We start from the raw sequence: 23,244 nt of genomic DNA, 5'->3' as shown, positions 1-23,244 counted from the left end.
GGCGCCTGGCCGCGGCCACGGGCGCCTTGGCGGGCGGCTTGAGGTCGAGCAGGGTGGACCTGGTGGCGCCGTCCGTATTGACGGGCTTGTCTTCGATCTGGTTGCGCAGCACCAGCGACAGCGTGCCCACGCTGCGCGCCAGGTCGAGTTTTTCCGCCTGCTCCGGCGTCAGTTCCAGGGTCACCGCATTGACCACCTTGGGCTTGGTGTCGTCGCGGCTCGACTCCTGGGCGATGGCCAGCACGAGTATGCGTTCGAGCACGATCTTGGAAATGGCCGCGTCGCTGGCCTGCGTGCGTTTCTTCTCCGCTTCGTCCTGGGTATGGACCAGCACGTCGACGAAGTTGCCGGGCAGGGCGAAGCCGGCCACGCCCACCACGTCGTTGACGCGCACCGTCATGGCGCGCTTGCCGTCGCCCAGGGCGGCGGACAGGCCGCCCACCGTGCCGGCGGGGGCGAGCTTGCTTTCCAGAACCGGTTCACCGCGGCCGATATTGCTGCGCGCAACCCGTGCCTCCAGCAGCCGCGGGTCGCCGATGGCGCCCGGCGGCAAGGCGCCGGCCGGCCAGTCCACCAGCGTGATCATGTTGGGCGCCAGGCGCGCGCCCAGGCTGATGTCGGCGCTGGCGACGGCCACCTTGCTGCTGCCAGGTGCCGCTTGCGCATTGATCCAGCGCAATGCCACCAGGACGGCGGCCAGGGCCACGACGAAGGCCAGCACGATCAGCGCGATGGCGCGGGTATGTCTCATGAAAAGCTCCAGAAAAAGGACAGGGCGGTGCCGGCCGCGATGGCGATCGCATAGGGCAGGCTGCCGCTGGCGGCCTGGGGCGCATCGAGCCGGGCATTGCCGCCGCTGACGCCGCGCAGCAGGCTGTGGAACAGCATGCGGCAGCTGTTGGCGAGGACCTGGCGCAGCACGCCCGTGCAGGCGGCCACCAGCAGGGACAGCACGCCGCCTGCCAGCAAACTCAGCACGGTAGCCCACAGCACGGCCTGGGGGCCGAGAAACGCGCCCGCCATGGCCATCAGCTTGACGTCGCCGGCGCCCAGCGCGCGCAGCATGTACATGGGCAGCAGCAACGCCAGGCCCAGCGCCAGGCCGGCCAGCGCGGCCGGCAGGCCCAGGCCGCCGGCGGCGGGCGTGAGCACGGCGTGCAGCAGCAGGGCCGCCAGCGCGCCGCCAAAGACCAGGCCGTTCGGTATGCGGCGGCTGCGCACGTCATGCCAGACGGCGCCAGCCAGCAAGGCGCACAGCAGCACGGCGGGAACGGTAAGCGGGAAAAGGGAAGTCATCGGTATGCGGCGGCGTAGCCAGGTGCGGACAGGACGGGGCGGGATGCCGGCCCGGCGGGACGGCATCTGCAAAGATCGCGTGCTTACGGTTTGGCGGCGGGCATTTGCGCGCTGACCGCTTCGAATGCCGATTTGATCTGTCCACCCAGCGTCTTGACGGCGGCGGCCAGGGCCACGGCGATCAGGGCGGCGATCAGGCCGTATTCGATAGCCGTGACGCCGTCTTCGTTGCGGATGAAATTCTTGATAGCTTGCATGATGGTTCCCTTGTGGTAGTGGTGGGGTAGGTCGTCGTTGCCAGCCAAAACGCCAGGCAGATCGATGGTTTGCATGAGCGGTTCCGGCAGGCTGGCGTTGCTTTTATTGCTACAAAATTGCCGAAGCGCCCACTATAGTCGGGACCGCTTTGACGGACATCACACAAAGGTCACTTTTGGCCTGGTACATTCGGCCCCTTTTTGCGGCGCGGGCACAGGACATTCGTACCAGGGGCCGCAGCCGCCCTGGCTTTCCCGTAACACTGTTATTTTTGGTGATAATTAAGATAACTTTCATGGCGGCCGCCCGTGCCGCGCTAGGCGTTTGCGGGACAGACCAAGTATCATGGCCGGCTGGCCCGCGGGGCCGGAACCTGATGCGGCACCGCGCGCCGCGCCGCGCGCGTTTTTTTATTGAGATAGGCTAGACCGATGGCGCAGTGCATCCTGAAAATCGCGCTCGACACACCGCTGAACGCCCTGTTCGACTACGGCTGGAACGGCGACGATGCGCCGCTGCCGCAGGTGGGGCAGCTGGCGCTGGTGCCGTTCGGCCGGCGCGAAGTGATGGGGCTGATCGTCGGCGTGTCCGGCAGCACCGATGTGCCCGCCGCGAAACTGAAGGACGTGCTGGCCGTGCGCAGCCAGCTGGCGCCCCTGTCGGAGCAATGGCTGGCGCTGGCCGCCTTCGCCGCCGATTACTACCAGCGCCCGCTCGGCGAAGTGGCGCTGCCGGGCTTGCCGAAGAATCTGCGCGTGCTGACCACCGTGGCGCTCGACCGCGCCATCAAGAAGCTGGGCAAGCTGGCCGACGCGCACGACGGCACGCCGCTGAACATGCCGGCCCTGAATGCTGCCCAGCAAGAGGCGGCGGACGCCATCGGCGGCGCCCGGGGCTTCAAGCCGACCTTGCTGTACGGCGTGACGGGCAGCGGCAAGACGGAAGTGTATCTGCAAGCGTGCGCCCAGGTGCTGGCGCGCGAGGACGATGCGCAAATCCTGATTTTAGTGCCGGAAATCAATCTGACGCCCCAGCTGGAAGGCAATATCCGCGCGCGCTTTCCTGGCGTCATGCTGGCCACCCTGCACAGCAGCCTGTCCGAAGGCGAGCGCATGCTGCACTGGCTGGCCGCCCACCAGGGCCAGGCGCGCATCATCCTCGGCACGCGCTTGGCCATCCTGGCGTCCTTGCCGAAATTGAAATTGATCGTCATCGACGAGGAGCACGATCCTTCCTACAAGCAGCAGGAAGGCTTGCGCTATTCGGCGCGCGACCTGGCCGTGTGGCGCGCCTGGCAATTGCAGATACCCATCGTGCTCGGTTCGGCCACGCCGTCGCTGGAAAGCTGGCACCATGCGCAGACGGGGCGCTACCGCAAGCTGGAATTGCGCGAACGGGCGGTGAAAAATGCGGTATTGCCGCGCGTCAAGATTCTCGACATGGAGCGCGACAAGCCGAAGGACGGCCTGACGTCGCACCTGGTGGCGGCGTTAAAGCTGCGCATGGAGCGCGGCGAGCAGTCGCTGCTGTTCTTGAACCGGCGCGGCTATTCGCCCGTCATCTGCTGCGAATCGTGCGGCTGGATCAGCAATTGCACGCGCTGCACCTCGTTCATGGTGCTGCACAAGCCCGAACACCGGCTGCGCTGCCACCATTGCAGCCTGGAACTGCGCATCCCCCGCCATTGCCCCACCTGCGGCAATGTCGACCTGCAGCCGCTGGGACGGGGCACGCAGAGGGTGGAAGAGGGCTTGCAGCAATTGTTTCCGGAGGCGCGCATCTTGCGCATCGACGCCGATTCCACGCGCAAGAAGGGCAGCGCGCAGGAAGCGTTCGACACCGTGCACCGGGGCGAAGTGGACATTCTGATCGGCACGCAGATGGTGGCCAAGGGGCACGATTTCAAAAAGCTGACCCTGGTCGGCATTCTGAACCCGGACACGGCCCTGTTTTCCCAGGATTACCGGGCCAGCGAACGGCTGTTCGCGCAATTGATGCAGGTGGCGGGCCGCGCCGGGCGGGCCGCGCAGACGCAAGGCGGCAGCGTGTCCGAAGTGCTGATCCAGACGCGCTATGCGCGCCATCCGCTGTACGACGCCGTCGTCAACCACGATTACGACCACTTCGCCACCACCTTGCTGGAAGAGCGGGCCCAGGCAGCGCTGCCGCCCTACCTGTTCCAGGCCCTGCTGCGCGCCGAAGCCCCGGAGCTGGCGACGGCCATCGAATTCCTGCAGGCGGCCAAGGAATGCATGGAACACCCGCAAGTGACCATCAATGACCCGATTCCCATGAGCATGACGCGCGTCTACAACGTGGATCGCGCCCAGCTGCTGCTGGAATCGCCCTCGCGGCCGGCCTTGCAGGCATTTTTGAAAGAATGGTTACGTGAGTTGCGCGCCATGAAGACGCGCGTCAAGTGGTCGCTGGAAGTGGACCCGCTCGATATCTGACTTAAGCCAGGTAGTCGCGCCCGGCCTTGATGATCTGCTCGGACAGCAGCTTGGTGAACGGCGTGTCCAGGGTCCACGCATGCCAGCTCAGCGGTAAGTCCAGGGTGCGGCCCGGCAGCAGATCCACGAGGCGGTCCGTCGCCAGCGCCGGCGCGGCCAGGCGTTGCGGCATCAGGCCGTAGGCCAGGCCATCCTGGACGCAGGCGCGGCGCGCCGCTTCCACCGGCAAGGTGTGGTGCGGAAACGGTTCGCGCATGCTCAATTGTTCCGCCAGGAAACGCGCCAGCAAGCCGTGCTGGCCCACGACGGCCGGCGCCAGCTGCACCGCCTCGGCAATAAAGCCATCGCCGAACCAGTGACCGGCAAACACGGGCGTGGCCACGCAGACATAGCGCAAGGTGCCCAGCGGCGTGACGCTGGTGGCGGCCGCCGCGTCGATCGCCGTGCCGGACTCGGCCGCCACGCAGCCGAACACGGAGCCGTCGCGCACCATCTGCAGGGCGCTGTCGCTGTCGGCCAGGCGCACGTCGAGCTGGCAGCGGGGCGGCGCCAGCAGGGCGGGCAAGGTGTCGGGGAACCAGGTGGCCAGGCTGTCGGCATCGATGGCGATGGCGATTTCCGGCATGCTGACGCTGTTGCCCAGGTCGATGTCGAGCGAGGCCTCCATCAGCTTGACGTTGCGGTGATGCACGATCAATCGCTGGCCCAGTCCCGTCGGCACGGCCGGCTGGCCACGGATGATCAGCAAGCGCCCGCTGGCGTCTTCCAGCGCCTTGATGCGCTGCGAGACGGCCGACTGGGTGATGCCCAGCGCCAGGGCGGCCTTGTCGAAACTGCCATGGCTGGCCACGGCGTCCAGCACGGCCAGCGCGCGATAATCGAGTGATCCCATTAGCTCAGCTTATAAATTTTGAAAATGATTAGTTATACTAATGCATATATTGCTGCAATGTAAAACCTTATTTTCAGCAAACGGGTAGTATCGAACGCTGTGAGCAACCTCAGTGGGATGGACAGCACTATGCAGACGATACAAGTGGATGTGGCCGTGATCGGCAGCGGCACGGCCGGCATGACGGCGCACAAGGCGGCGCGCATGGACGGCAAGCGCGTGCTGATGATCGAAAGCGGGCCATACGGCACGACCTGCGCGCGCGTGGGCTGCATGCCCAGCAAGCTTCTGATCGCGGCGGCCGAGGCGGCCCATGCGGTGGCCGCCGCACCGGCGTTTGGCGTGCATCCCGGGCCCGCGCGCATCGACGGCCGGCAAGTGATGGCCAGGGTGCGCAGCGAGCGCGACCGCTTTGTCGGCTTCGTGCTCGACGGCGTCAACGCCATTCCCGACGAGGAAAAACTGCGCGGCCATGCGCGTTTTATTTCCCCCGGTAAATTGCAGGTGGATGAGCATACGCTTGTCGAGGCCAGCAGCGTGGTGATCGCCACCGGTTCCACGCCCATCGTGCCGCCCGAGTGGCGGGCGGCGGGCGACAGAGTCATCACCAGCGACGCCGTGTTCGAATGGACGGACTTGCCAAAGTCAGTCGCCGTGGCCGGCAGCGGCGTCATCGGTCTGGAACTGGGCCAGGCGCTGGCGCGGCTGGGCGTGCGCGTGACGGTGTTTGCGCGCGGCAATAAGGTCGCGCAGCTGACGGACCCGCTGGTGCTGCGGGAGGCCGATGCCGTGCTGGCGCGCGAACTCGATATCCGTTTCATGACCCAGGTCGCGCACGTGGCAAAAACGCCGGACGGCGGCGGCATCCTGCTGACCAGCCGCGACGACGCGGGCGTGGAAAAAACCGAGCAGTTCGAGTATCTGCTGGCGGCCATCGGCCGCCGCCCCAATGTGGACCATATCGGCCTGGAAACGGCGCAAATCGAGCTCGACCGTCACGGCATCCCTCTGCATGACCCGCACACCATGCAGTGTGGCAACAGCGCCATCTTCATCGCGGGCGACGCCGACAACGCCTTGCCGCTGCTGCCCGAAGCGGCCGACGAGGGCCGCATCGCCGGCGACAACGCGGCGCGCTTTCCTGACGTCAAGCCTGGCTTGCGCCGCACGCCGCTGGCGATCGCCTTCACGGAGCCGCAGATCGCCACCGTGGGCGCGACCTACCAGCAGCTGTGCGCGAGCCATGCGGGGCGCTTTGCCGTCGGCGCCGTATCGTTCGGCAACCAGGGCCGCAGCCGCGTGATGCTGCAGAACCAGGGCCTGCTGCGCGTGTATGCGGAGTTCGGCAGCAAGCGTTTTCTCGGCGCCGAGCTGATCGGCCCGCGGGCGGAACACCTGGGCCACTTGCTGGCCTGGGCTTGCCAGGCGCAGCTGACGGTGCCCGCCATGCTCGACATGCCGTTCTATCACCCCGTCATCGAGGAAGGCGTGCGCACGGCCTTGCGCGAGCTGGCGCTGCACCTGGAAAAGGATCCGGAGCACGCACCGGGCTGCGCCGACTGCTCGCCCGGCGTCTGATGCAATTTTGATATTTACACAATTGTGTAGACAAGCTCACATGATTGCGCGATCATCGCTGCCACATTGAAATATTGATTAAAAGCAAAAAACATTTCAAATGGTTCATGCCCACGATGCCCCGATGGTACAAACAGGCAGTGGCAAGCGATGACGGAGACGATGTGAAGATTCGGCGCATTTTTGCGGGGGAACTGGCGCTGGGCCTGGCCCTGCCCTGGGACGTGCATGGCGAAACGGGCGGCTTGCTGGCCAGGCTGGGCCATGTCATCACGAGCGAGTCGCAGATCGCACTGCTGCTGGCGCGCGGCGTCATCGCCGATACCAGCGAGGATGCGCCGCGCGCGGCCAGGGAGGCGCCGTCGGCCCTGCGCATGCTGAACCAGGCCACCACGGGACTGGCGCTGGTCTTGCCGGCCATCGCCGCCGGACAAGTTGTGGCGCAGGAACAACTGGCGCCGCTGGCGCAACTGGTGGAAGAGGCCGTTGCCCTCGACGCCGACGTGGCGCTGGCCTGCATCCTGCACAATCAGGGCGCGGGCGACTTTGCCGCGCGCCACAGCGTCGACACGGCCGTCATCGTCACCCTGCTGGCCAGGGCGCTGAAGCAGGACGGCGCGTCCTTGCGCAGCATGCTGCTGGCCGCGCTGAGCATGAACGTGGGCATGCTGGAACGCCATGCGCATTTCCAGCACAAGGCGGGGCCGCTCGATGTGCCGGAGCGCGCCTATATCCGCGCCCATCCGCAAGCGGGCGTGAACCTGCTGCGCGCGGCCGGCGTGACGGACGCCGTCTGGCTGCAGGCGGTGCTGCAGCACCATGAGAATATCGATGGCAGCGGCTATCCGCTGGGCATCACGGGCGAGCAGATCGGCATCGGCGCCCGCCTGATCATGCTGGCCGACCGCTACTGCGCGCGGGTCTCCGCGCGCAGCTACCGCAAGCCCCTGTTGCCGAACGCGGCCCTGCGCGAGATGCTGTCGGCGGACAAGGCCACGCTCGACGCGCCGCTGGCCTCCCTGCTGGTGCGCGAACTGGGCATCTACCCGATCGGCACCTTCGTCAAGCTGCTGAACGGGGAAATCGGCGTTGTCACGCGCAAGGGCTTGAACGCCACCACGCCGCATGTGCAGTCGCTGGTGGGACCGCGCGGCGCGCGCCTGGACGTGCCGCTGCGGCGCGACACGCGCGTGGACTTGCACGCCATCCGCGAAGTGCTCAGCGCGGAGCAGGCAGGCTTGCGCTTTCGCCCCGACCAGCTGTGGGGCAGCAGCGCGCGGGCATGATGTATCATTTATGGCATTCAATTTGCAATAATAGTAATTATTAAATTGCAATTAATGCGGAAAATTATTACTATCGGTTTTCCAATGATGCATACCACATTGGCGGCCGATGTCCGCGGGAGTTCGCCGAACTCTGGCGTCCGACGTCGGCTGAACGTCATCCTGCCAGGAGCTTCGCGATGAAAAAACTGATTTGTCTGATGGCCTTGTCCGCAACCGCCTGGTTGTCCAGCGCACAGGCGGCCAGCGTGTATTCCGCTGACCACAGCGGCCTGGGCGCGATTGCCAGCCCGGGTCAATTGAGCGATACCTTCAATGCCTCCGCTGGTGCCGCCGTGCTCAATTTCGAACTCCAGGGCTACCTCAGTCTCGACGGCGCCAACAACGGCTACACGGACACCTTCAGCCTGATCGTCAATGGCGCCACGCTGTTGACGGGGAGCTGGGACCTGGGCGGCGGCGGCGTGAACGTGCTGTACTTCAATCCGAACAATGCCGTCGTCCATGCCCATGCCACCGGCTACTTCGGCGGCGGCAAGGCCAGCGTGGAAATCCCGATTGCCTTGCTGGGCGGCAGCAACACCATCACCTATTCCTACACGGGCGCGGCCCAGGGCCTGGGCGACGAGGGCTGGGGCATCAATGGCGTGAACGTTTCGGCCGTGCCGGAACCGGGCACCTATGCCATGCTGCTGGCCGGTCTGGGCCTGGTGGGCTGCATGGCGCGCCGCAGGGCAGTGAAAAAAACCGCGTAACGGTCAATTCAACAGACCCGCATCGAGGCGGCCTTCGGCCGCCAGCTCGCGCATGATGCGCACCGTGTCGATGTCGGACTCCTTGTAGGCGGAACGGCGGAAGTCGTCGTACAGGGCGTTGGCCGCATCGGTGGCCGCGTCGTGGCCGTCGTCGTACTGGAAGCGCACCCACAGGCTCGCTTCGTCGGGCATCTCGATGGTCATCACCAGCGAGGACGCGCTGATATCCTGTTGCGCCGGCACTTCATAGCGCACCTGCAGTTGCGGCACCAGCACCACCTTGTCGTTGATGACCAGTTCGCCGTAGCGCAGGCTGCGCGCGAAACCGGCATCGCAGCGCTCGCTGATGTGGCACTCGTCCAGGTGCGGCACGAACAGCTTCGGCGATTCGGCGCGCAAGACGAGGCCGCGCCAGACCTGCTCCAGGGTCAGGGTGTCGATCAGCGGGTTCAGCGGATCGTTGATTTCAATCAAGTGTTCAAATTTCATGGGACTGCCATTCGGTAAGTTGGCGCGCAAGGGCGATATAGGCGGAATGGTACTCCAGGCGTGGCCGCGCCGCACGCCCGGGAAGGCCGAAGATGGCGCCAGATGGCGATATATCAATGCCGCCGCCTGTTTTTCAGGCAGATCTTGCCGTGCAAAAGGCGGGCGCGACGCTGTTACAATGGGCTGCTGTTCCCTGCGGAAATACCCTGATGTCCAAAGCGCCACAATTCGGTCTGAATGCTCCCCAAAGCGAAGCGGTAACCTACCTAGACGGCCCTTGCCTCGTCCTGGCCGGCGCCGGTTCGGGCAAGACGCGCGTGATCACGCAAAAGATCGCCCACCTGATCGAAGACCGGGGCTACGACCCGCGCACCATCGCCGCGCTGACCTTCACCAACAAGGCGGCGCTGGAAATGCAGGAACGCATCGCCAAGCTCCTGAAACAGCCGCGCCAGGCCAAGCAGCTGACGGTGTCGACCTTCCACTCGCTGGGCGTGAAAATCCTGCGCCAGGAAGCCAATGGCGTGGGGCTGAAGGACCGCTTTTCCATCATGGACAGCGACGACTGTTTTTCCCTCGTGCAAGACCTTGCCATTACCACCGATAAACAGGTGATACGCGGCATCCAGAACGCCATGTCGCTGTGGAAAAACGGCCTGATCGACCCGGACATGGCCCTGGCGCAGGCCAAGGACGAGGATGAAGCGAACGCGGCGCGCATCTACCGCAGCTATGTGGCAACGCTCTCCGCCTACCAGGCCGTCGATTTCGACGATCTGATCCGCTTGCCCGTGGAACTGTTCCGCAACAACGGCCCCGTGCGCGACAAGTGGCAGCGCCGCTTGCGCTATCTGCTCGTCGATGAATACCAGGATACGAATACCTGCCAATACGAACTGGTGAAACTGATGGTGACGGGCATCGGCAAGAAGCCGATGTTTACGGCCGTGGGCGACGATGACCAGGCGATCTATGCGTGGCGCGGCGCCACCGTGGAAAATTTGAAAACGCTGGAAACGGATTTTCCCGATTTGCGCGTGATCAAGCTGGAGCAGAATTACCGCTCCACCATGCGCGTGCTGAACGCGGCCAATGCCGTCATCGGCAACAATCCCAAGTTGTTTGAAAAGTCGCTGTGGTCCGAGCACGGCCTGGGCGAACCGATCAAGGTGCTGGGCATGCAGACGGACGAGCAGGAGGCGGAGCAGGTCGCCATCATGATCTCGGCCGACCATTTTGAACGCAAGAACAAATTTTCCGACTACGCCATTTTGTACCGGGGCAACCACCAGGCGCGCATCATCGAGCAATGTCTGCGCAAGGAACGCATCCCATACACGATTTCGGGCGGCCAGAGTTTTTTTGATAAGGCCGAAATCAAGGACATCATCAGCTACCTGCGCCTGCTGGCCAACGAGGACGACGACCCGGCCTTCATTCGCGCCGTGACGACGCCGCGCCGCGGCGTGGGCCAGTCGACCCTGGAGGTGCTGGGCGCGTTCTCGGGGCAGTGGCAGTGCTCGCTGTTCCAGGCCGTTTTTAAAGGCGGCATCGAGGCCAAGCTGACGGACCGCCAGCTGGGTCCCCTGCGCGACTTTTGCAACTTCATCAACGACCTCGAATCGCGCGCCAGCCGTCCCGGCGCGGCCGGCAGCGGCGACAACGCGGCCGAAGTGCTGGACGACATGATGAAGGAAATCCACTACGAATCGTATCTGTACGATGCCTTCGAGGAACGGCAGGCGCAAAGCAAGTGGCAGAACGTGCTCGAATTCGTCAACTGGCTGAAGGAACGGGGGCGGGGCGGCAAGGACCGCGACGGCGAAGAAAAGAACGTGCTGGAACTGACGCAGATGGTGGCCCTGATGACCATGCTCGAAGGCAAGGACGAGGAGCAGGACGCCGTGCGCATGTCCACCCTGCACGCGTCGAAAGGGCTCGAGTTTCCGCACGTATTCCTGGTTGGGGTGGAAGAGGGCATCTTGCCGCACAAGGGCGACGCGGACGCGCCGGCCGAAACCATCGCCGCGCGCATCCAGGAAGAGCGACGGCTGATGTATGTGGGCATTACGCGGGCCCAGCGCACCTTGCACGTTACCTGGTGCAAGAAGCGCAAGCGGGCCGGCGAGCAAGTCCATTGCGACCCGTCGCGCTTCATCAAGGAAATGCAGCTCGACGTGGGCGACGCCGTGCCGACGGAGGCGGAAGTGATTTCGCCGAAAGAACGTCTGGCGCGCATGAAGGCGCTGCTGGCCGCGCCGAAAGGCTAGTGTCGCATGCCGGCGGCGGGTGCCGCCACCACCGTTTTTCCTGCAAATGGTACGGCGGTGCTATACGGAGTATCTTCCACTTTTTTGAGGCTGCCATGACCCATCCATTTGAAGCTCCGCTGACCTTGTCTTCGCTGACCCGTCCCGCGCTACTGTTCACCTTGAGCAGTGCCGTCGCCGGTTTGGGCTGGTGGCGGGGCGACTCGCGCTGGCCCGCCTTGGCGTTCCAGCTGTTGTCCGGCTTCGGCTATCCGGCCTTGCTCACAGTCCTGGCCATGCTGCTGCTTAGCGTGATGGCCATCAAGTGCAAGGGTAGGCTGGCGCGGTTTGCCTACAATGATTTTTACAATCTCTGGCGTTATGCGCAAGCCACGCTCACACGTATCATCGCGGTCTTTGCCGGCATGATAGCGGTCGCCGCGGCGTGCTGGGCGTCTACGGGGAGCGCCAGCGCCATGCAGGTGGTTTTGTATGGCACCGTGTTATTGGCCATGGTGGTGTATTACCTGCTGGGCCTGTCCAGTATGGCGGCTGCCCTGGCGCTGCGTGGCCTGCCTGCCGACCTATCCGCGAAATAGAACCTGGTCACGCTCTGCATCGTTGTCTACCGGCACGATGCGGTCTGCGTGAAGGCAGGCGTTAAAATGCCCCCTTTCAGTCAGGAATCACCGAGAGCACCATGGACAATGCAGAACAGATGGAAGTACGTTTCGTCGATATCGAAATCAAGCTGGCGCAGCAGGAAGACCTGGTCGAGTCGCTGAACCAGATGGTGTACCAGCAGGGCAAGCGCATCGATCAATTGGAAGCGATGCTGCACAAGCTGGGCGAGCACGTGCGCGACGGGGCGCAGCAGGCGAATGGCGGGCTGGTCAACGAACGTCCGCCGCATTATTAAATCGGCATCGTAGTGCGGGGCGCATGAAAACCGTTCATCACTGGCAGGCGCGCTACCACCGGTAGTTGCTGGTGACGCAAGTGTGTCAGGCTGTTATTATTTCAGGCTGGCCCGCGACACAATCGCGGCTCTCTTGCGTTCCTTGAAAGAAGACATGACCCGTCCAACTATGCTCGTCATCGCCGCCAGCCTGATGCTGGCGCCAGCCGCCGCCGCTTTTGCCGCCACCGCCGCCACCACCGTGCCCGCCGCTACCGCAGCCTTGCCCGCCTCGAACCCGTTTGCGCAGGCCAGCAGCCTGCCATTCCAGTATCCGCCGTTCGACAAGGTGCAGGACGCCGACTACGCGCCCGCCTTTACGGCAGGCATGGCCGCCAACCTGGCGGAAATCAACGCGATTGCGAATAATCCGAAAGCGGCCACCTTCGACAACACCATCGTGGCCATGGAACGCTCTGGCCAGTTGCTGGGCCGCGTGCGCACCGTGTTTTCCGTGATGTCCGGTTCGAACACGAATGAGACGATCCAGGGCCTGGAACGCGAACTGGCGCCGAAGATGGCGGCCCACAGCGACGCGGTCATGCTCAACGACAAACTCTTCAAGCGTATCGACACCCTGTACGCCAAGCGCGGCAAGCTGGGCCTGGATGCGGAATCGAAACGCTTGCTGGAACGCTACCACACGGACTTCGTGCGCGCGGGCGCCAAGCTGTCGGCGGCGGACAAGCAAAAGCTGCGCGCCTACAACGGCCAGCTGGCTGCCCTGTCGACCAAGTTCGCACAGAACGTGCTGAAAGAATTGAACGCGTCGGCCGTCGTCGTCGACACGCGCGAAGAACTCGACGGTCTGTCGCCGGCCGCCATCGAAGTGGCCGCCGGCCTGGCCAGGAAGCGCGGCCTCGACGGTAAATACGTGATTGCCCTCGTCAACACGACGGGCCAGGCGCCGTTGTCGCTGCTGACCAACCGCGCCGTGCGCGAACGCATCATGGCCGCCTCGCAAGCGCGCGGCAGCCGTGGCGGCGAGTTCGACAACACCGCCGAAGTGCTGGAACTGGCAAAGCTGCGCGCCGAACGGGCCGCGCTGATGGGCTACCCGAACTACGCTGCTTACTCGCTGGAAGACCAGACGGCGCACGACACCACGGCCGTGAACGCCCTGTTGGGCGAACTGGCCAAGCCGGCCGTCGTCAATGCACGCCGCGAAGCGGACGATATCCAGAAGGTCATCGATGCAGGCAAAGGCGGCTTCAAGGTGGGCGCCGCCGACTGGGCTTTCTATAGCGACAAGGTGCGCGCCGAACGCTACAACTTTGATGAAACGCAACTCAAACCGTACTTTGAAATGCACAGCGTCTTGACCCGTGGCGTGTTCTTTGCCGCCGGTAAATTGTACGGCCTCACTTTCAAGCAGCGCACCGACTTGCCCGTCTACACGGCCGACATGCTGGTGTACGACGTCTTCAACGAAGACGGCACGCAGCTGGCCATCTTTACGCTCGACCCTTACGCGCGCAGCAACAAGCGCGGCGGCGCCTGGGCGAATGCCTACGTGGGCCAGTCGACCTTGCTGAACCGCAAGCCGGTGATCGCGAATAACCTGAACATTCCGAAGCCGGAAGCGGGCCAGCCGACCCTGATGACGTTTGACGAAGTCAACACCATGTTCCACGAATTCGGCCATGCGCTGCACGGCATGTTCTCGAACGTAAAATACCCGCGCTTCGCCGGCACCAGCGTGCCGCGCGACTTCGTCGAATACCCGTCGCAAGTCAATGAAATGTGGGCGCTGTGGCCGGAAGTGCTGCAAAACTACGCCAAGCACTATCAGACGGGCGCGGCCATTCCGGCCGAGCTGCTGGCGAAAGTGACGGCGGCCGACAATTTCAACCAGGGCTACAAGACCGCGGAATACCTGGCGTCGGCCTTGCTGGACCAGCGCTGGCACCAGCTGACCCCGGCACAGATCCCCACCGACGTGCTGGCGTTTGAAAAGGCCGCCTTGACGGAAGCGGGCGTCGATTTCGCCCCGGCGCCGCCGCGCTACCGCACCACGTACTTCTCGCACGCCTTCGCGGGCGGCTATTCGGCCGGCTATTACGCGTATCTGTGGTCGGAAAAGCTCGATGCCGACACGGTCGAGTGGTTCAAGGAAAACGGCGGCCTGACGCGCAAGAACGGCGACTGGTTCCGCAATAAGCTGCTGTCGCGCGGCGGCAGCGCCGATGCGCTCGACATCTACCGCAACTTCCGCGGCCGCGATGCGAAGATCGAGCCGCTGCTGGAGCGCCGTGGCTTGAACGGCAAGTAATCCCCCGTCACCGGCCTGGCCGGTGCTGAACATCGATGGCCGCCCCGCAACGGGCGGCCATTTTTATTTGGCGATTTTCCCCATAAACCGTGGTAAACCGCGCAGTTGGCGTGATGCACCACAGGATCGCCCATGTTGGATGACGCCCGTGTGACAGGCTGCTATGATCTGCCACTGGCCCGCGACGCGATCGCGGCTCTTCCCCGCGCTTTCTGAAAGATGTCATGATCCGTCCACAACTGCTCGTCATCGCCGCCAGCGTCATGCTGGCCCACGCCGCCCCATCCGCCATGGCCGCCGCCGCGAAATCCGCACCGGCCGCCGCCATCAGCGCCCAGAACCCCCTGTTGAAAGCGAGTCCGCTGCCGTTCCAGATGCCGCAATTCGGCCTCATCAAGGACGAGCACTACGCGCCGGCGTTTGCCGAAGGCATGAAACGCCAGTTGGCCGAAGTCAACGCGATTGCCAGCAACCGCCAGCCGGCCACGTTCGAGAACACCATCGTCGCGCTGGAACGCACGGGGCAGCTGCTGCACCGCGTGCAGAGCATCTTCAGCAACATGACCTCGACCAACACGAACAGCGTGCTCGAAGCGGTGGAAGTGGATGTGTCGCCGAAACTGGCCGCGCATGGCGACGCCATCACGCTCAATCCAAAACTGTTTACCCGCATCGACACCCTGTACGCCAAGCGCGACAAGCTGGGCCTCGATGCCGAATCCCTGCGCCTGCTGGAACGCTATCACACGGACTTCGTGCGCGCCGGCGCCAGGCTGTCTGATGCGGACAAGGAAAAACTGAAAGCCTACAACGCCGAGCAGGCGGGCCTGGAAACGGCCTTCGCGCAAAACGTGCTGAAGGAAACGAATGCGAAGAGCATCGTCGTCGACACGCGTGCCGAGCTGGCCGGCATGACGGACAGCGATATCGACACGGCGGCGGCCGCCGCCAAGGAGCGGGGCTTGACGGGCAAGTTCGTCATCGCCCTGGTCAATACCAGCGGCCAGCCGCCGCTGGCCGTATTGACGGACCGCAAGACACGCCAGCGCCTGATGGACGCCTCGCTGAACCGGGGCAGCCAGGGCGGCGAGTTCGACAACCGCGCCATCGTGCTGAAACTGGCGAAACTGCGCGCCGAACGGGCGACCTTGCTCGGTTACGCCAACTACGCCGCGTATGCGCTGGAAGACCAGACGGCCAAGACGACGACGGCCGTCAATACCCTGCTGTCGGAACTGGCCAAGCCGGCCGTCGCCAATGCGCGCCGCGAAGCGGCCGACCTGCAGCAAGTGGTCGATGCGGAAAAAGGCGGTTTCCAGGTGGCGGCGGCCGACTGGGCCATCTACACGGACAAGCTGCGCAAGCAGCGTTTTAACTTTGATGAAAACGAGCTGAAACCGTATTTGGAACTGAACAGCGTGCTGAACAACGGCGTCTTCTTTGCCGCGAACAAGTTGTATGGCATCAGTTTCAAGGAACGGAAGGACTTGCCGGTGTACAACCCGGACGTGCGCGTGTATGACGTTCTGGATGCCAATGGCAAGCCGCTGGCCCTGTTCATCGCCGATTTCTATGCGCGCGGCAACAAGCACGGCGGCGCATGGATGAATGAATATGTGTCGCAATCATCGCTGATGGGCACGCATCCCGTCGTCGCCAACCAGTTGAACATTCCGAAGCCGCCCGCCGGCCAGCCGACGCTGTTGACGTTCGATGAAGTGACGACCATGTTCCACGAATTCGGCCATGCGCTGCACGGCATGTTTTCGAACGTGAAATACCCGCGCTTTGCCGGCACCAGCGTGCCGAGCGACTTCGTCGAATACCCGTCGCAAGTCAATGAAATGTGGGCCGTCTGGCCGGAAGTGCTGCAAAACTATGCCAAGCACTACCAGAGCGGCGCGGCCATGCCGCAGGAATTGCTCGACAAGGTCACGGCGGCGAAGAAATTCAACCAGGGTTTCATGACGACGGAGTACCTGTCGGCGGCCCTGCTGGATCAGCGCTGGCACCAGCTGGCGCCGAGCCAGATTCCGACGGACGTGCTGGCCTTTGAAGCGGCATCGCTGAAAGACGCCGGTGTCGACTACGCGCCCGTGCCGCCGCGCTACCGCACCACGTACTTCTCGCACAGCTTCTCGGGCGGCTACTCGGCAGCCTATTACGCCTACCTGTGGTCGGAAAAGCTGGACGCGGAATCGGTCAACTGGTTCAAGGAAAACGGCGGCCTGACGCGCAAGAACGGCGACTGGTTCCGCAGCAAATTGCTGTCGCGCGGCGGCAGCGTCGATGCGCTGCAGCTGTTCCGTGACTTCCGCGGCCGCGACGCCACCGTGGAACCGCTGCTGGAACGCCGCGGCTTGAACGCGAAGTAAGCCGTCCTCATCAGAAGCTTGCGTTGCGTTGACATGGCGCACGCAAGCTTTCCGTGCCGGCGGCGTAGAATTGAGTAAGATGTAGACAGGAAGGCAGTCGAAAGAGTATATGAGTCAGCAAGATTTGAATGGCATTACCCTGGAAGGTATCGTGACGCGCCTGCAGGCCCACTACGGCTGGGACGGCTTGGCCAAGCACATCGATATCAATTGCTTCATCAGCGATCCCAGCATCAAGTCGAGCCTGAAGTTTTTGCGCAAGACCCCGTGGGCCAGGAGCAAGGTGGAACAGCTGTACCTGGACACGCAATTTACTGACTGACAGGAAAAAACATGGATAGCAAACTCAAGGAATCGTTACAACAGCTGCATTCGACGCTCGAAACCAGTGGCCCCGTCGATGAAGAACTGCATGGTTTGCTGCAAAAACTCGATGTCGACATCAAGCTGCTGATGGAAAAGCGCGCCGCCCAGCTGGACGAGGAAGAATCGACCACCTACGGCCTGGCCGAGCGCAGCCAGGAATTGTCGGCCAAGTTTGCTGTCAAGCATCCGAAACTGGAGCCGGCGCTGCGCGAACTTGGCGAGATTCTTGCCAATATGGGGATTTGATGCACCTCTGAAAACCTACTGCGCAGCCCACTGCCGGGCATCCGTTGCTCACCGTACCTTCGTACGGCTCCGCTACTCAACCCGGCATTGAGCTTGCTCGCTACGGTTTTGAGAGGCGCCGAGACGATGTTGATGCAATGATAAAAACTGCTCCTCAGTCACAATTTCTCGATAGAAATTCCCCAAGTGATTGAAAAATAAACGTTTTTTGTACTGAAATCCAACAGTAAAAAGCAGGCCGTCAGGTTGGAAATGGCCAATTCCGGTACAATCCGTACCCTATGAGCTCCCCTACCAATTTATTTGCGACCGTTCCCAAGCGGTCTGCCCGCGCTGCCGTGGCGCCTTTCCTGCCGATGTCGCGTGCCGAGATGGACGCGCTGGGCTGGGACCAGTGCGACGTCATCCTCGTCACGGGCGACGCCTACATCGACCATCCGAGCTTCGGCATGGCGTTGGTCGGCCGCCTGCTCGAAGCGCAGGGTTACAGAGTCGGCATCATCAGCCAGCCGGACTGGCTGTCGGCCGACGCCTTCCGCATCCTCGGCAAGCCGCGTTTGTACTATGGCATTACCGCCGGCAACATGGATTCCATGGTCAACCAGTACACGGCCGACCGCAAGATCCGCTCCGACGACGCCTACACGGCGAATGCCGAACCGAACAAGCGCCCGGACCGCGCCGTCACCGTCTACGCCCAGCGCGCGCGCGAAGCGTATTCCGACGTGCCCATCGTCATCGGCAGCATCGAGGCGTCCTTGCGCCGCATCGCCCATTACGATTACTGGTCGGACAAGGTCCGCCGTTCCGTCTTGCCCGATTCCAAGGCTGATTTGTTGATTTTCGGCAATGCCGAGCGGGCGCTGGTCGACCTGACCCACCGCCTGGCCGCCGGCGAACACATCAAGGATATCCGCGACCTGCGCGGCACGGCCTTCATGGTGCCGTCCGGCTGGCTGCCCGGCGACGACTGGGGCGTGCACAATTCCACCCGCGTCGACGTGCCCGGCAAGATCGACCCGCACTACAGCCCCTACGAGATGGTGCAGGAAGACAAGACCGCGTGCGCCACGGAAAATGCATCGAAATCGGCCGAAGTCATCAAGCCCATCCGCATCATGAGCCGCGAAGAGCGCCTGGCCATGGCCAAGGAAAAGCACGACAAGACCGTCGTGCGTCTGCCGTCCTACGATGTCGTCAAGGATGACCCCGTCATGTATGCGCACGCCTCGCGCGTGTTCCACCTGGAATCGAATCCCGGCAATGCGCGCGCCATGGTGCAGGCGCACGGCGAACGCGACGTGTGGCTCAACCCGCCGCCGCTGCCGCTGGCCATGGACGAGATGGATGGCGTGTACGACATGAATTACGCGCGCGCCCCGCACCCGAGCTATGGCAAGGCGCACATCCCCGCCTGGGAAATGATCCGCTTTTCCGTCAACATCATGCGCGGCTGCTTCGGCGGCTGCACCTTCTGCTCGATCACCGAACATGAGGGCCGCATCATCCAGAGCCGCTCGGAGCCGTCGATCCTGCGTGAAATCGAGCATATCCGGGATAAAACCAAAGGCTTTACGGGCACCATTTCCGATATGGGCGGCCCGACGGCGAATATGTACCGCCTGGCCTGCAAGGAAAAAGAGATCGAAGTGTCGTGCCGCCGCCTGTCCTGCGTGTACCCGTCCATCTGCGTCAACCTGGGCACGGACCACAGCAAGCTGATCTCGCTGTACCGCAAGGCGCGCGCCATTCCTGGCATCAAGAAAGTGCTGATCAGCTCGGGCTTGCGCTACGACCTGGCCGTGCGTTCGCCCGAGTACGTCAAAGAGCTGGTGACGCACCACGTCGGCGGCCTCTTGAAAATCGCGCCCGAGCACACGGAAGAGGGCACCTTGTCGAAGATGATGAAGCCCGGCATCGGCGCCTACGATGAATTCAAGGAAATGTTCGACCGTTTCTCGCTGGAAGCGGGCAAGAAGCAGTATTTGATCCCGTACTTCATCGCCGCCCATCCGGGCACGACGGACCTGGACATGCTGAACCTGGCCCTGTGGCTGAAGAAAAACAATTTCAAGCTGGACCAGGTGCAGACCTTCATGCCCACGCCGATGGCCATGGCCACGACCATGTATCACACGCGCAAGAATCCCTTGCGCAAGGTCACGGCAGACTCGGAAGTGGTGGAAACGGCGCGCAGCGGCAAGATCCGCCGCACGCATAAGGCCTTCCTGCGCTACCAGGACCCGGCCAACTGGCCGATCTTGCGCGAAGCGCTGGTCAACATGGGCCGTGGCGACTTGATCGGTAATGGCGACAAGCACCTGATTCCCGCCTGGACGTCGTCGGAGTCGGGCGGCCTGGCCGCCGGCGAACGCAGCCGCCAGACGCATGGCGCCGGCACGCCGGACAAGTTCAAGGTGGCGCCAGGCAAGAGCCGCATCGCCCTGGGCGGCACGGCAGCGGCGCCGAAGGCGACAGCCGTCGAGTCGAAAGTGCGTCCGTCGATCTTGTCGACCATCAAGACGAAGGCCAAGCCGGCCGCCGCGCCCATGGGCCGTGGCGGCAAGCCGCCGGCCAAGGCCAGCCATGCCGCGCCGGCGCGGGGCGGACGCAAGTAAGCGCTCGCACCGATCCCGGCCTGCGGGCATCCCCTGAAAAACCCGGCAACGCATACTGCGTTGCCGGGTTTTTTTACTTCTTTGCACCAACATGGGGCGCCAAATGTCGCGCAGGCAGGATTTTTACCAATATTTAAAAATTGAATAGAGCAAAAGGCAATTTTCCCTTGTGGCAATTTAGTGTTTGAAAATATACTCGTTGAATATTTGGCCGTACGGCAACAAACCTGCCTTTCTGGCAATCGCCAGCGTACGCGACCCCCAGCGTTTAGATGAAAAGAGATGCCAATTGAAATGCCTATCCTGCCAGGCCGAGAATAAGCCGGGCGCCAAATTCTGTTCTTCCTGCGGCACGACGTTTGCAGTTGTTCCTGCCGCGGCCCCGCTGCCGGGCAAAGCCTGCGGCCAGTGCGGCCATGATTGCAAGCCGGACGCCAGGTTCTGCCCCAAGTGCGCGTTCAGCTTTGCCGTGGCGCCCCTTGCCGCGCCGGTGACGCCGCCCGAGCCGGTTCTTGAGCCGATGCCGGAACCAGTGAGTGTGGTCGTTCCGGAGCCCGCTCCAGTGGCAGAAGTGCTCGCGCAAGCTGGTCCGGAAACCGTTCCCGTCCTCATCCCGGAGCCGGCCGCGCCACCGCCGCCTCCGCCCGTGCTGGAAAAGCGTCGTGCCGATTCCGCACCCGCACCCGCACCGGCGCCAGAACCTGCTCCCGCACCGGCCAGCGTGCCCGATGCGCCTTCCGGCAGCCAGCCGGGCGGCGGCAAGAGCAAACTGATCATCGCTGCCGTCGCGGCGGCGGTGGTCCTCGGTGCGGCCGGCGGATTCTATTACATGTCAGGCACCCCAGGCGCGCCGGTACCGCCACCGGAAGCCGTTGCCGCCACGGCCGCGACGCCAGTCGAAGCCGCAGCCGCGGCCGACGCGCCGCTGGCCATCAGCGATCCTGTGCTCGATGGCGCCACGACGGCCGACCTTGCCGCGACACCGGCTGCCGAGCCTGAGTCGGCGCCTGCGCCAGTGCCAGCTCCGGCACCAGCTCCGGCACCAGCGCCGACGCCTGTCGCGGAAAAACCGGCCAAGCCTGTCAAGGCCACGCCGCCACCGGCGCCTGTCAAGCAGAGCTCCGGCCTGGAAAACGTGATCACGGAAAGCCTGTCGGAGGCGAGCCACTGCATGAGCCAGCGCAAATACGACTGCGCCATCGCCAACGCGAATGCGGTGCTGCGCATGGACACGGGCAACCGCCATGCGCTCGATATCAAGCGCAAGGCGAAGGAAGCGCAGGACAAGGCGCTGTCGCAAATCCAGATCGAGTAAGCCGCGCGGCTGGCCTTTCATTCCTATTTTGATCTTCCTGGAGAATAACGTGAAAAAAATGAAACAAATTGCCAAGCCCATGGTGGCGCTGCTGGTCGTGTCCTCGATGCTGGCCGGCTGCGCCGCGCCGGGCGGCCCTGGCGCCACGGGCACCAGTACCGCCGGCACGGAAGCGGCCAGCGGCGAATGCAATACGGCCATGCTGGCCGGCATCGGCGCCGTCGTCGGCGGCTTGCTGGGCGGCGGCAACAACACGGTGCGCGGCGCGGCCCTGGGCGCCAGCCTGGGTGCGCTCGCCTGCGTGGCCCTGAATTATCAAAGCCAGCAAGTCAAGACGGCGCAGCAGGTGCAGGCCGACTACAAGGTGGCCAACAAGGGCAAGCTGCCCGAGCAGTCGACCCTGGTGAAGTACGAGACGGGCTTTACGCCATCGTCCGTGCGTCCGGGCCAGAAGGCGCAGACCAATTCGTATATCGAAGTGGCGGCCGGCACGCGCGATCCGAACCCGCTGGTGGAAGAGGAATTGAGCCTGTACAAGCCCAATGGCGACCTGATCAAAACCGTGCGCAAGGTGGTCAGCAGCAATAACGGCAGCGGCGCCTACAAGGGCGGCTTCTCGATTCCCATGCCGGAAGGCGTGCCGCAGGGCATATACCCGGTGCGCACGGCCCTGTACCTGAATAGCAAGCGCGTCGGCGGCCAGGACGTCAAATTGCAGATCGTCCAGCGCCTATCGCCTGCATCCGACCTGCAACTGGCGCGCGCTGACTGACACAGCATGACCACGGGGCGGCCACCGCGGCCGTCCCATTCCGATTTCTCCCTTCCAGGCCTCACATGACCATTTCCACTGACGCAACAAAACCTCTTCCCTTTTCCTCCGCCGTGGGGTCGCTGATCGAAGCGACCGACGCCATCAGGAACTTCCGCGCGATTGCCCTGCTGGCCCTGACCTTCATCGGCGCCGTGCTCGTCGGCGGCGCGCTGACCATGCTCGCCGGCGGCATGAAAAGTGTCGTGCTGGCCTTCCTGGGCGGCCTGATGGCCTTCCTCGTGATGTTTTACGGTTCCAACGCCGTGGGCATCATGCTGATGCGCGATGTGCAGGGCCAGCCTGGCATGAGCCTGGTGGATGCCGTGCTCGTTTCGCTGTACACGAGCCATCGCCTGATCGCCGTCGTCTTCCTGGAGTTTTTGATCGTGCTGGCGGCCATGATCGCCATCGCCATCATCTTGTTCTTCTGCAAGATCCCCGTGCTCGGCCCCGTGCTGTACGCGGTGGTCTTCCCGCTGTCGGCCATCGTGCTGGGCGTGCTGGTGTTTGCCCTGTTCTACGTGATGCTGCCGCTGGCCGGCCCTGCCGCCTGGTCGGGCGCCACCGTGTTCCAGATCATTGCCCGCCTGAACCAGATCGTGCGCACCAAGCTGGTGTCGGTGATCCTGCTGGAAGTGCTGCTGTTCCTGATCACCTCGTTCGTGGCGCTGCTGATCTTTGGCGTCGTGGGGACGGGCGTGTCGCTGACCACGGGCATGTCGGCCACCATACTCGGCCTGGGCAGCCAGCTGAACATGTATGCGCTGGCCTCGGGCCTGGGCGGCTCCGGTTCCGGCTACATCATCGCTGCGGGCCTGGGCGGCGGCTTGCTGATGGCGGCCGCGGCCGTCGTGCCGGGTTTGATCTTCACTAAGGGCGTGTGCATCATTTACCTGAACGCCACGCGCAACGTCGATTTCAGCGCCTCGGAAGCGAGCCTGAACGACGGCCTGGCCACGGTCAGGAAAAAAGCCGAGGAAGCGCGTGAACGCGCGCGCGCCCTGGCCGAGCAGGCGGCGGCCCC

At 63.7% G+C, this 23,244-nt stretch carries 20 protein-coding genes and 1 pseudogene; 16 read left to right on the top strand and 5 right to left on the bottom strand.

Annotated elements, in window-relative coordinates:
- The 3 genes from cpaB to CBW50_RS25810 form a co-directional block, all read right to left on the bottom strand.
- A partial coding sequence (cpaB, locus tag CBW50_RS25820) for a Flp pilus assembly protein CpaB (RefSeq protein WP_086148164.1) occupies positions 1 to 751 on the bottom strand: 751 nt, incomplete at its 3' end.
- Complete coding sequence (locus tag CBW50_RS25815) at positions 748 to 1,296, bottom strand: prepilin peptidase (protein ID WP_086148163.1); 549 nt, start codon at positions 1,294 to 1,296, stop codon at positions 748 to 750. The genes CBW50_RS25815 and cpaB, both read right to left, overlap by 4 nt.
- Before the next feature lie 83 nt (positions 1,297 to 1,379).
- Positions 1,380 to 1,628, bottom strand: coding sequence for a Flp family type IVb pilin (locus tag CBW50_RS25810; protein WP_319017229.1), 249 nt, complete (start codon positions 1,626 to 1,628; stop codon positions 1,380 to 1,382).
- Between the two features lie 357 nt (positions 1,629 to 1,985).
- Here CBW50_RS25810 and CBW50_RS25805 point away from each other — a divergent pair, with 357 nt between their 5' ends.
- Positions 1,986 to 4,007: a primosomal protein N' gene (locus CBW50_RS25805; RefSeq protein ID WP_086148162.1), complete on the top strand. Its 2,022-nt coding sequence runs from the start codon at positions 1,986 to 1,988 to the stop codon at positions 4,005 to 4,007.
- A gap of 1 nt (position 4,008) precedes the next feature.
- Here the strand turns inward: CBW50_RS25805 and CBW50_RS25800 are convergent, their stop codons facing one another.
- Positions 4,009 to 4,899 (bottom strand): ArgP/LysG family DNA-binding transcriptional regulator, encoded by an 891-nt coding sequence (locus CBW50_RS25800; RefSeq protein WP_086148161.1) that lies wholly within the window; start codon positions 4,897 to 4,899, stop codon positions 4,009 to 4,011.
- 129 nt (positions 4,900 to 5,028) lie between these two features.
- On the opposite strand from CBW50_RS25800, the gene CBW50_RS25795 reads away from it, so the two are divergent.
- From CBW50_RS25795 to CBW50_RS30105, 3 genes are all read left to right on the top strand, one after another.
- On the top strand, positions 5,029 to 6,477 hold the full coding sequence (locus tag CBW50_RS25795; protein WP_086148160.1) for a dihydrolipoyl dehydrogenase: 1,449 nt from the start codon (positions 5,029 to 5,031) through the stop codon (positions 6,475 to 6,477).
- Positions 6,478 to 6,641: 164 nt separating this feature from the next.
- Positions 6,642 to 7,763 (top strand): HD-GYP domain-containing protein, encoded by a 1,122-nt coding sequence (locus CBW50_RS25790; RefSeq protein WP_253251998.1) that lies wholly within the window; start codon positions 6,642 to 6,644, stop codon positions 7,761 to 7,763.
- A 179-nt stretch (positions 7,764 to 7,942) separates the two neighbouring features.
- Positions 7,943 to 8,518 (top strand): PEPxxWA-CTERM sorting domain-containing protein, encoded by a 576-nt coding sequence (locus CBW50_RS30105; RefSeq protein ID WP_086148159.1) that lies wholly within the window; start codon positions 7,943 to 7,945, stop codon positions 8,516 to 8,518.
- A gap of 3 nt (positions 8,519 to 8,521) precedes the next feature.
- Here CBW50_RS30105 and CBW50_RS25780 read toward each other — a convergent pair whose 3' ends face one another.
- Entirely contained in the window at positions 8,522 to 9,007 is a 486-nt protein-coding gene (locus tag CBW50_RS25780) for an SRPBCC family protein (RefSeq protein WP_086148158.1), read from the bottom strand.
- 209 nt (positions 9,008 to 9,216) lie between these two features.
- Here CBW50_RS25780 and CBW50_RS25775 point away from each other — a divergent pair, with 209 nt between their 5' ends.
- The 12 genes and pseudogenes from CBW50_RS25775 to CBW50_RS25725 form a co-directional block, all read left to right on the top strand.
- A complete protein-coding gene (locus tag CBW50_RS25775) occupies positions 9,217 to 11,277 on the top strand; it encodes a UvrD-helicase domain-containing protein (RefSeq protein WP_086148157.1) in 2,061 nt (686 codons plus the stop codon).
- Between the two features lie 95 nt (positions 11,278 to 11,372).
- Positions 11,373 to 11,855, top strand: a complete 483-nt coding sequence (locus CBW50_RS25770) for a hypothetical protein (RefSeq protein ID WP_086148156.1) — start codon at positions 11,373 to 11,375, stop codon at positions 11,853 to 11,855.
- Positions 11,856 to 11,956: 101 nt separating this feature from the next.
- A complete protein-coding gene (locus tag CBW50_RS25765; protein WP_034753936.1) occupies positions 11,957 to 12,175 on the top strand; it encodes a SlyX family protein in 219 nt (72 codons plus the stop codon).
- Positions 12,176 to 12,329: 154 nt separating this feature from the next.
- Positions 12,330 to 14,486, top strand: coding sequence for a M3 family metallopeptidase (locus tag CBW50_RS25760; protein WP_226936356.1), 2,157 nt, complete (start codon positions 12,330 to 12,332; stop codon positions 14,484 to 14,486).
- Positions 14,487 to 14,710: 224 nt separating this feature from the next.
- Positions 14,711 to 16,861, top strand: coding sequence for a M3 family metallopeptidase (locus CBW50_RS25755; protein ID WP_086148154.1), 2,151 nt, complete (start codon positions 14,711 to 14,713; stop codon positions 16,859 to 16,861).
- Positions 16,862 to 16,970: 109 nt separating this feature from the next.
- Positions 16,971 to 17,183 (top strand): VF530 family DNA-binding protein, encoded by a 213-nt coding sequence (locus CBW50_RS25750; protein ID WP_034780902.1) that lies wholly within the window; start codon positions 16,971 to 16,973, stop codon positions 17,181 to 17,183.
- Positions 17,184 to 17,194: 11 nt separating this feature from the next.
- The gene (locus CBW50_RS25745) at positions 17,195 to 17,473 is read left to right on the top strand and encodes a DUF4404 family protein (RefSeq protein WP_086148153.1); all 279 of its coding nucleotides are present in this window, start codon (positions 17,195 to 17,197) and stop codon (positions 17,471 to 17,473) included.
- A 356-nt stretch (positions 17,474 to 17,829) separates the two neighbouring features.
- Positions 17,830 to 20,091: a YgiQ family radical SAM protein gene (locus tag CBW50_RS25740; protein ID WP_216356412.1), complete on the top strand. Its 2,262-nt coding sequence runs from the start codon at positions 17,830 to 17,832 to the stop codon at positions 20,089 to 20,091.
- Between the two features lie 184 nt (positions 20,092 to 20,275).
- Positions 20,276 to 20,485, top strand: a pseudogene (locus CBW50_RS30390) (zinc-ribbon domain-containing protein); the annotation flags it as partial.
- A 168-nt stretch (positions 20,486 to 20,653) separates the two neighbouring features.
- Complete coding sequence (locus tag CBW50_RS25735) at positions 20,654 to 21,406, top strand: hypothetical protein (RefSeq protein WP_253251996.1); 753 nt, start codon at positions 20,654 to 20,656, stop codon at positions 21,404 to 21,406.
- A 49-nt stretch (positions 21,407 to 21,455) separates the two neighbouring features.
- Positions 21,456 to 22,178 (top strand): hypothetical protein, encoded by a 723-nt coding sequence (locus CBW50_RS25730; RefSeq protein WP_139842642.1) that lies wholly within the window; start codon positions 21,456 to 21,458, stop codon positions 22,176 to 22,178.
- Between the two features lie 65 nt (positions 22,179 to 22,243).
- Positions 22,244 to 23,244: hypothetical protein (locus CBW50_RS25725; protein ID WP_139842641.1), on the top strand; the 1,001-nt coding region annotated here is incomplete at its 3' end.

Source organism: Janthinobacterium sp. GW458P, from assembly GCF_002127585.1.
GTDB lineage: Bacteria > Pseudomonadota > Gammaproteobacteria > Burkholderiales > Burkholderiaceae_D > Janthinobacterium.
This window is presented reverse-complemented; position numbering and strand designations above follow the sequence as displayed.